This window comes from Christiangramia echinicola DSM 19838 (assembly GCF_000423065.1).
Classification (GTDB): Bacteria; Bacteroidota; Bacteroidia; order Flavobacteriales; family Flavobacteriaceae; genus Christiangramia; species Christiangramia echinicola.
The window spans coordinates 743,942-757,790 of sequence record NZ_AUHG01000011.1 but is presented as its reverse complement, the minus strand read 5'-3'; the positions used below and the strand labels follow the sequence as shown (position 1 = coordinate 757,790).

Genomic DNA, 13,849 nt, shown 5'->3' with positions numbered 1-13,849 from the left:
AAATTTACTCTTTATCGAATATAGGATTTTTGAATTTCGAGTATCCTAAAAAATTAACTGTGGAGCTTATCTACACACTGTGTGGCTTTAACATTTTATTTACACATAAAAAATCCCGGTTAGGATAAAACAAACCGGGATTTTATCTTATTTGGTTAAGCCCATTCCCAATTTCCGTTGACTAATTTTACTTTTCTCCATCCAAATCTGGTATCGTACCACCATTCATCCAAATATCTTAATACCGTTAAGCCTTCGATCGTATAGTATTCACCATTTATATAATTATTACCACCTGTTGATCCACCACCTCCAGTTGGATACATAGAGTTTACACCCTGGATATCGCCGCTAGAAAGCGCGCTTCTCTGCGCACTGTATAAAGATCCGTCTCTTCTAGTTATAGTAGGTTCACCATTCTTTGAAAAAGAATAAGGACTATACATCATTATTGAACCGAAATCTAAATTGGTAGTAAATTCGTCTCCATCATATCCAGCGCTGGCATATGTTTCAAAATTATATTCGCGACCACTCTGAATATTATTAAAGTGAACCGTAATATGCTTATCTCTATCTACACGACTCTGCTCGTGCCATAGACCAACAGCATGACCTATCTCGTGAATTGTATTTCCGGTAGAACATGCGCTTGCAAGCGTAATATTCTGCTTCCCGCCAGTCATCCCTACGTATGAAGAACAGCCAGAACCAGGAGTGAAATAAATATAATTAGACTGGCCAGAACGCTTTACGAATTCAAGATTAGTATTAGCTTCCCAGTGACTTATCGCATCGTATACACGATCTTTATCAGGTAAGCTACCATCTATATCATAATATACGGTGTTATCTGTCCAGTAAGCAGAGGTACGTCCAACACTTTTTTGGGCAGGAGCTTCACCTTTTTCATATACCAATTGAACAGGGCTCTTAGAAGCTTTTGATTTTGGAATAATGATATCTCCCTGATAAATATACTTACCATTTACGTTCTCCACTGGCAATTTCATTCCGGTATAATATATATCTGTAATAGTACCTTTGGAGTCAGGATAGGCTACTTCAACTAATGGATCATTTACGTTTGAGGTTTCAATTTTGTTTTGGTTTTCAACTGGAATCTCTTCTGTTACGGGGTCATCGCTACAAGCTATTATAGATAAAGCTGGTAGCCAGAAGAATAATTTCAATTTTCTCATAAGTAGGTCTTTTAATTTTAAGTTTCTAATAATTCTATTCTTATCAATTTTTCATTCAGTGATTTACAAGGTTTGTACCAAAATTTTTAACTTCACATTAAGTTAATTTTTTAACAATTAAATTCCTACATATATGGTTATTATCCATTCTGATTTTATTTATAGAGTTAAAAAATTAGACGAAGAAAATATATTTATGAACGTTGTAAGGTCTTATCTTTAAAAGGGTTTAAGATTTTTTGAAAGACATCTCCTACTTTTAAACAACTGAATTACAGCAACTAACATAGAATATTTATTTAACCTCGAAAACAAATTTAATTTTTACTATAAAAAAAAGCTGTCCGGATAAATCCGGACAGCTCCACACATTCCACATTGGAATGGGTATTAATCCGCAAAATTAGTCACCCCCCGGTCAAATAATATATGCGGATTATAATTTAAATACTAGTTTGCCGTCGCCGGGCAAACATTCGCGTAGATTAAAATCGATTGTTGCTCTGAGAATGTACCTTCAAAGACAAAATTATTTAATCCTTGCCCGAGGTTAGATGCACATCTGGTAGTTCCGTCATCAAGAACTATATAGATATCATCTAATAAGTAATCGATATCTAAATTGAAATCTATTTCGACATCACTATCTCCATTTATTTGTATCTCTACACTACCAATGTTCTCATTATCTAAATCAATTCCATAGATAGGATTCCCTCCTGAAGCGGTAGTTTGATCCCAAATAAGGAAGCTACAATCATTATCAGTAATGAATTCGCAAGAATCAGGTATGTCTTCGCAACCATCCATGTCGTAATCCAGATCTGGATTCTCATTTGGACAATTATCATCATCATTGCAAATTCCATCTCCATCGGAATCTCCGCCATTATTTGCACATTCTTCCGCACAGGCATCATTTGGATCGTCTGGACATGGGTCTGATTCATTATCTGTTCCATCTCCATCTCGGTCATCATCACACACATCTCCAACGTCATCACCATCTAAATCTTCCTGACCCGGATTTGCATCATTAGGACAATTATCATCATCATCACAAATACCATCTCCATCGCTATCTCCACCACTATTTGCGCATTCATCTACACAGGCGTCATTTGGATCGTCTGGACATGGGTCTGATTCATTATCTGTTCCATCTCCATCTCGGTCGTCATCACATGCATCTCCAACGTCATCACCGTCTAAATCTTCCTGATCTGGATTTGCATCACTTGGACAATTATCATCATCATCACAAATACCATCTCCATCAGTATCACCACCGCTATTTGCACATTCGTCAGCACAGGCATCATTTGGATCGTCTGGACATGGGTCTGATTCATTATCTGTTCCATCTCCATCCCGATCATCATCACACACATCTCCAACGTCGTCACCATCTAAATCGGCTTGATCGCGATTTGAAATATTAGGGCAATTATCTTCACCATTGATTGTTCCATCAGAATCACAATCGGCTTCAGGATCTTCAAAATCACATTCTCCCGGACCATCACTTTCAGGACAGTTAAAAAAGAAGTGCCAATACTCTGAACTTACTCCATCATTAGATAATAAACTGTTGATCATATTCCAGGATAACTCTACTGTTATGGTAGATTCATCATCCTCTTCTGCCATATAATTTCCTTCCCAGTCAAGCAACGAAACTTCTATTACCAAATATGGGAGATTGGAAGCAACATCACTACCTGGTATAACTACACATAGTGGATCTGCCCAATAAGTTCCTTCATCATTACCTATTTGAGGAGTCTCATTTGCATAAATCATTTGGCCTTTTCCATCTTCTGCTTCAGCATCATATTCATATAAAGACAGGTTATAATTGGCAGTATAATGTCTACCGTCATCAGTACAGTAATTTGCAAAAACGCATAGATCGTAAAGAGGAACTGGATTAATATCGAAAAACTGGTAGCCATAAAGATTTACATCTCTATCGTCATAGCAAATCACATCTACATTTATATAATTTTTGGATCCAGCTCTTAACGAGAATACGTTAGAAAGTGGATCAGAAACGAATTTAGCATATTCACTGCCGCTTTTTGGTGCTACCCATATAGGTATTCCCGGCGCATCATCAATTTCGTTCCATACTATAAATTCATTCAAAGAAACCGATACTGTTGTTTCCCCAGATGGTATAGGAATTTCTAAGGCTTCATCATAAGCTGTAAACAGCCCTTGATCATCTTCCAGAATTTCTACAATAACCTCTACAGGAGTATTATCATTTCCATAAGTTAATTTTATTTGAGCGTAAACTGGATCATCACCAGAACATTCTGGAATATTCTGTTCCTGCTGTCTGTTTAGCTGATTGTTTAAATCGGCCAAAAGAGGTCCAAAATAAATGCTTGCGGCATCCTCTGACACTTCTGTAGCTATATCTGTTGTTTCGTCTTTAGAACAAGAAGAAAATAATAGAGATATAAGGGCAAACAATGCCAGATATTTTATTAAAAATCTCATAATAATTGGTTTATAATTAATAGGGAAATAGTTTTAAGAAAAACTAACCCGGTAATTCCGGGTTAGTTCTTAGTAAACTATTATTATTGTGGTTCTATAGCAGAACCACTAGGACCATCTTCTTCTTCACAATTAAAGAAAATATGCCAGTAGTTCGTAGTATCATCATCACCATCTCTATTTAGCAATGATTCAACTAGATCCCAAGTAAGAGTTCCGGATATCATATCCTCATCGTCATCTTCGGAAGTATAATAAGGAGCCCAGTCACTTAAAGTTGCTTCAAAATATAAATATGGTTCATCTGAATCTGCATCCCCCGGACCTGGAATCACAGCACACAATGGATCTGCCCAATGAGTTCCATCTTCCATCATTCCTTTATTAGGAGTATCCATGAAAATTTGATCACCTACAGTTTCAGTTTCTGCGTCATACTCATATATAGTTAAAGTGTAATCTGCAGTATAGTGTCTTCCTTCATCTGAACAATAGTTCGCGAAAATACAGAAGTCATATAGTGGAATTGGAGTAATGTCGAAGAACTGGTAACCATATAGGTTTACATCACGATCATCATAGCAAATTACATCTACGTTCACGTAATTTTTTGATCCAGCTCTTAGAATAATTTCGTCACTATCCAATGGATCATCAACGAACATATCGAACTCGCTACCTTCGCGTGGAGCTACCCAGATTATCTCACCTGGACTTCCACCGTCATCTGACCATACAACAAAGTCTGTTAATGTTACAGATACCGTAGTTTCTCCCATAGGAATAGGAATTTCCAGATCATCACTATATTCAGTGAATAATCCCTGAGCATCTTCTTGAATTGCCACAATGGTTATAACTTCAGTATCGCTATCTCCATAAACCAGTCTTATTTGTGCAAAAGCGGGATCCAGACCTGAACACTCAGGAGTATCTTCTGGAGTAATCTGTTGTCTATTAAAATCTGCTCCCTGAAGGATTGGTCCAAGCGCTAAACTTGCCACATTATCTGATACCGAGGTAGCTGATCCTGCCTCATCCTTAGAACAGGAAGTGAGCAACAGAGCGAACACGGCGATTGTTGCCAAATAAAATTTAAATGTTTTCATAATAAAAGTTTTAGTTAATAATTAGAATGGTTAAAACATGCTCCGGAGTGGTTCCGGAGCATGAAATTTTAAAATTTTTAATCCTTTCCACAAACATCACCGTGTACGGCAATCCAAATAGGATCGTTACCAGGGTAATCGAATGTATAAGTATTGACAGGACCCGGGCTGGAATCTTTCTCTCCCTGAACGTCATCGAGTTTATCAAACTGGCCTGGTGAAGCTGTAGTTGGTTTTAAATAGCTGGTATAAATAGCTATTTCGCTAATATCTACATCATTCGCCGCGGTTACCTCAATTGTAAGTGTTGATCCTGATTTTGATATCTCGACAGTACCAGCTAAATATCCATTGTTAGTATTATTTTGTCCCGCACCAGCATAGAAATTAAATGTCTCTGGACTTTGGCCTACTTCAAAATATTCAGCCCAACCCCACTTAGCGGTTATACTCAACCCATCATTATCTTTATTAGTGAATGTATGATCTCCAAACATCCATGCAGTTTCACATCCTTTTTCTCCATCATTACAAGTATTGGTAGAATCATTTGGACATGAATCACATACATCTCCAATTCCATCACCATCAGAATCCAGGTTATCTTCGTTTGCCTCATCAGGACAGAAGTCACATGCATCACCTATTCCGTCGTTATCAGAATCGGTCTGTAAAGGATTCGGAACGTTGGGACAGTTATCGCAATTTCCTCTAACATCATCACCGTCTGGGTCTGGTTGAGAAATACAAGGATCATCAGGACATCCAAAGCCACCGGTTCCTGGATCATCAGGACACTCATCGCAGGCATCACCTACTCCATCATTATCTCTATCCATCTCCTGACCGTCTGCATTTGCCTTTTCAGGACAGTTATCACAGGCATCAGGAACTTCATCTCCATCTGTATCTACATTATCATCTCCTTCTGGACAAACATCGCATACGTCATTGATACCATCTCCATCAGTGTCTGGTCCTGCGATACATGGGTCATCTGGACATCCAAATCCTCCTATTCCAGGCTCATCTGGACATTGATCACAAACATCTCCAATTCCATCATTGTCCCTGTCTGCTTGATCTGAGTTTGGAATAGCTGGACAATTGTCACACGAATCTTCCACTCCATCATTATCTCCATCTGTGCCATCTCCTTCTGGACATTCCTCACAATTAAAGAAAAGGTGGATATAATCAATTGTACCGTCGTTATTATAATAACTCTTAACCTGGTTCCAGGTTAAATATCCTGACAAAGTAATTTCTGGTGCTTCTCCGTAATAATCATCCCAATCTTCAAGAGTCATTTCCCAATACAAATATTCATCATCTGCATTGTTATCATCTCCTTTAGGTATTACCATACAAAGTGGGTCAGCGTAATATGTATCTCCATCTGAATCTGTAGTCGGTGTGTCATTACCCATATTTATCAGGGTGTAAAGACTCTCATCGGTAATTGGATTATCTTCTACAGAATCTCCCGAATAGGTGTAAAGATCAAAAGTGTAATTCGCTACTCTATCTCTTCCTCCCGGTGTTATACAATAATTAGCGAATACACATAACTTAGTAAGTGGTACTGGGTTTATATCAAAGAATTGATATCCATAAAGATTAACATCACGATCATCATAACAAATCACATCAACATTTACGTAATTTTTTGAACCCGCTCTTAATGTAAACTCATTTGATAATGGGTCTGAAACAAATTTCGCATATTCACTTCCTTCTTTAGGTGCTACCCAAATAGGTATTCCCGGTTCACCACCATCATCATTCCAAACCACAAAATCTGTTAAGGTTACAGAAACCGTAGTCTCTCCGCTGGGGATTGGAATTTCCAATTTATCATCATAGAGGGTAAAGAGGCCGTTTTCATCTTCTGAAATTGGCACAACCACCTGAACAGGAATATTATCCTCTCCGTAGGTTAACATAATCTGTGCAAATGCTGCATCATCACTAGAGCATTCAGGAATTTCCTCCTGCTCCTGCTGTCTATTTAGATTATTAAAGTCATCCAGAATTGGCCCAAAGAAAAGTGTAGCCGAATCACTGGAAACATCGTTTGCTTCTCCTGATTCTTCCTTAGAACAGGAAGTAAAGAGAAAAAGCACCATAACCATCAAGGTCATGTAATTTTTAATTATTCTCATAATGATTTTTATTTAGAATGGTTAATTATTAAACAACCCGATTCTGTGCATTGAATCGGGTTGCTGATTTTTTTAATATTCTTCAAGTTCACCACAGGCCACTGGTTCTCCCACCACATATTCGTCGTCTACTACTTTACCGTGAATAACTACAGTTCTATCTTGAAGATTGGACAATGTCACTCCTGGTATTACCTCTGAGTAATTCAGGAATACTGACGGTCCTACTACAATATCTGCAGATGGAAAAGTCCCATCAGCGAAATCTAGAGGAATGGCTACAGGGCCATAATCTCCACACGATGTATTTTCGTGAATATGTTGCGGATGCATTTCTCCCTGCTCAAGACCTACTAGGGAGGTTGAGGCGGTAAGTGTAGTACCATCTAAAGACAGGTAGGCAAAACCTGCAATATCATCATCACTATCAAGATATTTTATACATGCCTTATATCTTTTGGTCCCTGGCTCTCCAAATGGTGGTGGTACTCCGTCCTCACATCCATATTGGAAGTGGTAGTAATCAAGAGTTCCATTATCCCCGAAGAATAATTTGATCTCGGCAACAGAAATTGGGCCGTTAGCTATTTCAATATCCGGCCCATTATAGCCAGGAGTATCAGATAATAAGGTGATTTCTACATAATACTCCTCATCATTATCATTTACATTCGGTAAGTCCGGAACGAAGAAACATAATGGATCTGAATAAGCATCACTACCTTCTCCAATAACATTATTTAGTAGAGCATGGATAAGCTCTCCTTTTACACCATCATTACTCTCATATACATTCACACTGTATGAAGCAACGAAATGTCTCCCTTCAGGAGTACAATAGTTTCCAAAAATGCAAAATTCGATAAGAGGTATAGGAGTAATTGTGAAGAATTGATAACCATACAGATTGACATCACGATTATCATAACATATTACATCTACATTTACATAGTTTTTAGAACCAGCGCGTAGATCGAAAGTGAAATTCGCTCCAACTGGCTGGTCAACAAAATCTGCATAGTCACTTCCCTCTATAGGTGCAACCCAAATAACATCTCCGGGATTACCCCCCACATTGGTCCAGACCACAAATTCTGTAAGCGTTACCGAAATAGTGGTTTCGCCCGCAGGTATAGGAAGTTCAAGGTCTTCAGAATAAGCAGTGAATAATCCCTGATCATCTTCTTTAATAGCAACTATTATATCTTCCTTTACAGTATCATCAGGTCCATATATAATAGACAACTGGGCAAACCCAGGAGTTTCACCTGTACAATCTGGAATGTCCTGTTCTTCCTGCTTCAGAAAAGCACGAGTTTCAGCATCATTTAAAAGCGGTCCCAATTGAAGGGTAGCTGTTTCAGCTGAATCAGGAACATTACTTGTTCCCGGATCATCCTTACTACATCCGGTTAATACCATTGCCATTACAGCAAAGTATGCCAGAAAAAGATTAATTTTTTTCATAATAAAAAAGTTTTGGTTTATAAAAATTTAGAATGGTTAATAAACTATTATATCACCTTATCTGAAGTGAATAACAGAAAGGGTCTTAGGATCAAATAAAAGACTTGGGAAAAATTAGAAATTGTGGGAGTGACTTAAGTTTTCATAATAGAAAGTATTGGTTAATAATATTTAGAATGGTTAATATATATACAGACCTTCCCCATGGAAGTAAAGTATCAAAACAATAAAAATTAGTGATTTGGGGGGTTATTGAACAGTTTCAAATAAAAGGTGTAGGAAAAGTACTTTTATTTAAATCCACAGTAAATTTATGAAAGTCGGTTATCGAGGCGCATGGGGGAAAACCCGTATAATTATAAAATAAACGCCTGTTTAACAGTATTTTATAATTTATTTAAGATTTTGGCAAATCAACTAGGTTATGGTTGATTGCGTAAACAATGCTTTCCAGTATAGTCTCAGAATTTGTTCTCTTAATTATATTAGAGCGGTGCTTTTCTATGGTTTTTGGAGATATGAATAATGCATCTGAAATTTCTTTAGTTTTGTATCCCTGGCATAATAGTGAAATAATTTCCTTTTCACGTTTAGTAAAACTAAACTCTGCCATTTCACTGTTCTCTTTAAAACATTTTTCTACCTGATTTGCATGACTTCCAATTCTATCATCCATCGTATCTTCCTCACCAGAGAAATCTATCATCATAATAAATTGATCTGTGATGTTTCTACTTAACTTAGAAAAACTTACTCTGGCATTTCTAAGTTTATCATTATTGATCAAAAGCGAAGTGGCGGTTACAGCCTTCATATGTTTGCCCCTGGCAAAATTTCGTAGACTTGTTTTAACCTTTGCTTTATTTTCAATATTCACAAAATCAGTTAGTTTATGTCCATCTATTTTCTCTAATCGAAATGTTTTTTTGAAAGCATCATTCATGGCTATGATATTATTCTGCTGTAAAAGCACAATTGGCTGGGTCATGAGATTAAATAAGCCCATAAAACAGTCATGCCAGTAATTATAGTTTTTACATTTCGTATCCCTCTGGATCTTAGCAACGATTTGATCTATATTTAATTGATCTGATACAAATTCGTCTATAATATTTTTATACCGCTTATTTAGAATTGAAAGGTCTGTATCGCTACCGTATACGATCAAAAAACTTTTTGTTAGAAAATGAGTGGATTTGAAATTTTTAAGATTTCTAAAGTCGGAAGCTTTATTATAGGAATTCTTATCAAAGAATATAGTATCCGGTAAGAGGTTTAAGGCAGTATTATAAGCTACATGTATAGATTTTTCCGAAGTAATTTCAAAATATACACTTACCTGTTCTACTAGTCTATCTATGAATTCCTGGTTACGGCTTACAATTAATAATTGTCTTTTTTCCATCATCAATCAGCATTAAATAAAATAAAATATTTTTCAGAAATACAGGGGGGCTTGCATTCTTAACATAGTTGAATGTCGTGGACATTCGTAGGAAATAGACTCGGGAAAGGTATTTTTGGATGAACCAAATATAAGTGATTCCCCCCATAATTGATAAAAAATCCGGTAATATTATACTGACACACAAATACTTAAAAAGAAGTTTAAAGGATAACTTTCAGATTTAAAAGCATTATAAATTTCAATCTATAAGATTCAATTTATAAGCTCCCTGGTAAAATTAATAGCCAAACACTCAAAAATTACAGCAACCTTAACATCAGTAGATTGGTATTAGCTTTTTATATATTAATACAATAAGTAACTTTGCCACCTTGAAAAAATTTATGGCAAAAACCGAAGATAAAATTGAAGTACTGGGCGCACGCGTCCACAACCTTAAAAATATTGATGTAAATATTCCCAGGGAAAAACTTGTGGTGATCACAGGTCTTTCTGGATCAGGGAAATCTTCATTGGCATTCGATACTATATACGCAGAGGGCCAAAGACGTTATATTGAAACTTTTTCAGCCTATGCGTGACAATTTCTAGGCAGTCTTGAACGGCCTGATGTAGATAAAATCGAAGGCTTATCTCCAGTGATCGCCATAGAACAAAAAACTACCAGTAAAAATCCCAGGAGTACAGTAGGAACTATAACAGAGATTTACGATTTTCTTCGTTTACTTTTTGCCAGAGCCGGTGAAGCTTATAGTTATAAGACCGGTGAAAAAATGGTTAGTTATACCGATTCACAGATCAAGGAATTGATTCAGGAAAACTTTACTGGTAAAAAGGTAAACATCCTTGCTCCGGTAGTTAGAAGTCGTAAAGGTCATTACAGAGAATTATTTGAGCAGATTGCCAAACAGGGATTTATTAAGGTTAGAACAGACGAGGAAGTTGTAGATATCGAGAAGGGAATGAAACTGGATAGATACAAAACCCATGATATAGAAATTGTTATAGACCGGCTTAAGATCGAGAATAAACCAGATTCAGATAAGCGACTTTCAGATAGTATAAAAACTGCCATGTATCACGGGGATGATACACTCATGATCCTGGAGCAGGAAACGGGTAATATCAGATATTTCAGCAGGAACCTGATGTGTCCAACAACAGGTATTAGTTACCCTAACCCAGAACCTAATAGCTTTTCTTTCAATTCCCCAAAAGGAGCCTGCCCCAATTGTAACGGGATAGGAAGCCTTTACCAGGTGAATATTGATAAAATAATTCCAGACAATACTAAATCTATTAAAAATGGGGCTTTAGCACCTCATGGTCCTCAGAAAAAAAACTGGGTGTTCTCTCAACTGGAATTAATTGCCGAACGATTCGATTTTAAACTAACAGATCCGGTTAAAAAAATTCCTGAGGAAGCTTTGAATATGATCCTTAATGGTGGAAAAGAAAAATTTTCCCGGGAATCCAAAGCTTTAGGTATAACCAGGGACTATAAAATAGACTTTGAAGGAGTCGCAAACTTTATTGAAACGACCTATAGAAATAATGATTCAACGTCTTTAAGACGTTGGTCTAAAGAATATATGGACAAGGTTATATGTCCTGAATGTGAAGGATCGAGACTTAAAAAAGAAGCGCTCTATTTCAAGATCAATGAAAAGAATATTTCAGACCTTGCGTATCTTGATATTAGTGATCTATTTGCGTGGTTCCATGGTCTCGAGAAAGACCTTTCAGAAAAGCAATTATTAATTGCCGAAGAAGTTATAAAGGAGATTAGAACAAGACTTCAATTTTTATTAGATGTTGGCCTTACTTATTTAAACCTTAACCGTGGTTCTAAATCACTTTCTGGAGGTGAAGCGCAGAGAATTAGACTGGCAACGCAAATAGGATCTCAACTGGTTGGGGTACTTTATATTTTAGATGAGCCAAGTATCGGTCTGCATCAAAGAGATAATGAAAAGCTCATTAACTCATTAGAATCCCTTCGCGATATAGGCAATACCGTTATTGTTGTGGAACACGACAAGGACATGATAGAAAGAGCAGATCATGTGATTGATATTGGTCCGCGGGCAGGTAAACATGGTGGAGAGATCATAAGTGAAGGCACACCAGCCGAACTTATGAAGCATAATACATTAACGGCAGATTATTTAAGCGGAAAAAAAGAGATACCTGTACCCAAAGAACGTAGAAAAGGTAACGGTAAGAAAATAGAATTAAAAGGAGCCACCGGTAACAACCTGAAAAAGGTAAATATCAGTATTCCTTTGGGTAAAATGATCGCAGTAACAGGGGTTTCTGGTAGTGGTAAATCTACTCTTATCAATGAGACCCTCTACCCTATCATGAACGCCCATTATTTCAATGGCGTTAAAATCCCGAAACCATATAAAAGCATAAAAGGTCTTGACCATATAGATAAGGTCATTGATATTAATCAAAGTCCCATAGGTAGAACGCCAAGGTCTAACCCTGCTACTTATACAGGAGTATTTTCAGAAATAAGAAATCTTTTCGCCAAAACTCCAGAAGCTTTAATTCGAGGCTACAAACCGGGAAGGTTCAGCTTTAATGTTAAAGGCGGTAGATGTGAAACCTGTAAAGGCGGCGGACTAAGAGTTATTGAGATGAACTTCCTCCCAGACGTTTATGTTGAATGTGAAACCTGCCAGGGTAAAAGATTCAATAGGGAGACTCTGGAAATAAGATATAAAGGAAAGTCTATTTCAGATATATTAGAAATGACCATAGACGAGGCTATTCCTTACTTCGAGAACATTCCAAAAATTCACAGAAAATTAAAAACTATTCAAGATGTTGGTCTAGGCTACATAAGTCTGGGACAGCAATCTACAACCCTTTCTGGTGGTGAGGCGCAAAGAATTAAACTGGCTACAGAACTTTCTAAGCGTGATACCGGAAATACTTTCTATATATTAGACGAGCCAACCACGGGACTACATTTCGAAGATATTCGTGTTTTAATGGAAGTTCTTAACACTTTAACCAATAAAGGAAATACAGTTTTAATAATTGAACATAATATGGACGTTATTAAGATGGCAGACTATATTATCGATATTGGATACGAAGGTGGAAAAGGCGGTGGACAGGTCGTAGCAACCGGTACACCAGAGGAAATTATTAAAGACAAAAAAAGTTATACTGCAAAATTCCTGAAAAAGGAATTACACTAATCAAAAAATATGAAGACACATAATAGGAATAAAGCCTGGAATGAGATAAAAACCAACGATTCCTGGGCTATTTTTAAAATAATGGGAGAGTTTGTGAACGGTTATGAAAAACTGAGTCAGATTGGCCCATGTGTATCTATTTTTGGTTCAGCCAGAACCAAGCCAGATATGAAATACTACAAACTGGCAGAAAAAGTGGCAAAAAAGATAGTAGATCATGGTTATGGAGTAATTACCGGTGGTGGTCCGGGTATTATGGAAGCTGGTAATAAAGGTGCTCATCTGGCAGGGGGAACTTCTGTAGGATTAAATATCGAACTTCCTTTTGAACAACATGACAATCCTTATATAGACAACGATAAAAGTCTTGATTTTGATTACTTCTTTGTAAGAAAAGTAATGTTTGTAAAATACTCTCAGGGATTTGTGGTAATGCCTGGAGGATTTGGAACTTTAGATGAATTATTTGAAGCGATCACCCTTATTCAAACTCATAAAATTGACAAGTTCCCAATTATCTTAGTTGGTAGTGAATTCTGGAGTGGCCTGGTAGATTGGATAAAAAGTACACTATTAGACAACTTTGAAAATATAAGCGCTGCAGATATAGATCTTGTTCAGGTTGTGGATACCGAGGATGAAGTAATAGAAATTCTGGATCAATTCTACGGGGAATATAATCTAAGTCCTAATTTCTAGTTAATAGGCCTGCTGAAGGTATCAAAGTTTGATTATATTTAGCCCTGATACCTTATCAGTTCTAAATCTATTGCTA

The 13,849-nt window shown here is 36.8% G+C and carries 7 protein-coding genes and 1 pseudogene; 2 read left to right on the top strand and 6 right to left on the bottom strand.

The genetic code is table 11. The annotated features are described in order from the left end of the window. Positions 1 to 155: 155 nt before the first annotated feature. The 6 genes from G530_RS0108520 to G530_RS16690 all read right to left on the bottom strand — a co-directional run bounded on the left by G530_RS0108520 (position 156) and on the right by G530_RS16690 (position 9,859). The gene (locus G530_RS0108520) at positions 156 to 1,202 is read right to left on the bottom strand and encodes a M12 family metallopeptidase (protein WP_026934129.1); all 1,047 of its coding nucleotides are present in this window, start codon (positions 1,200 to 1,202) and stop codon (positions 156 to 158) included. Between the two features lie 450 nt (positions 1,203 to 1,652). After that, positions 1,653 to 3,710 (bottom strand): thrombospondin type 3 repeat-containing protein, encoded by a 2,058-nt coding sequence (locus tag G530_RS17310; RefSeq protein ID WP_051199737.1) that lies wholly within the window; start codon positions 3,708 to 3,710, stop codon positions 1,653 to 1,655. An 83-nt stretch (positions 3,711 to 3,793) separates the two neighbouring features. Next, positions 3,794 to 4,819 carry a hypothetical protein gene (locus tag G530_RS0108510; protein WP_026934128.1) on the bottom strand — a complete coding sequence of 342 codons (1,026 nt, stop codon included), beginning with the start codon at positions 4,817 to 4,819 and terminating at the stop codon, positions 3,794 to 3,796. Positions 4,820 to 4,896: 77 nt separating this feature from the next. After that, complete coding sequence (locus G530_RS17745; RefSeq protein ID WP_205619193.1) at positions 4,897 to 6,984, bottom strand: thrombospondin type 3 repeat-containing protein; 2,088 nt, start codon at positions 6,982 to 6,984, stop codon at positions 4,897 to 4,899. Positions 6,985 to 7,056: 72 nt separating this feature from the next. Then, a complete protein-coding gene (locus G530_RS0108500) occupies positions 7,057 to 8,451 on the bottom strand; it encodes a hypothetical protein (protein ID WP_026934127.1) in 1,395 nt (464 codons plus the stop codon). Between the two features lie 397 nt (positions 8,452 to 8,848). Beyond that, the gene (locus tag G530_RS16690; RefSeq protein WP_035716036.1) at positions 8,849 to 9,859 is read right to left on the bottom strand and encodes a helix-turn-helix transcriptional regulator; all 1,011 of its coding nucleotides are present in this window, start codon (positions 9,857 to 9,859) and stop codon (positions 8,849 to 8,851) included. A 383-nt stretch (positions 9,860 to 10,242) separates the two neighbouring features. On the opposite strand from G530_RS16690, the pseudogene uvrA reads away from it, so the two are divergent. Together uvrA and G530_RS0108485 are read left to right on the top strand one after the other, a co-directional pair. Beyond that, positions 10,243 to 13,074: pseudogene (gene uvrA, locus G530_RS16685) on the top strand (excinuclease ABC subunit UvrA). 9 nt (positions 13,075 to 13,083) lie between these two features. Continuing rightward, entirely contained in the window at positions 13,084 to 13,773 is a 690-nt protein-coding gene (locus tag G530_RS0108485) for an LOG family protein (protein WP_026934126.1), read from the top strand. The last annotated feature ends 76 nt before the right edge of the window (positions 13,774 to 13,849 follow it).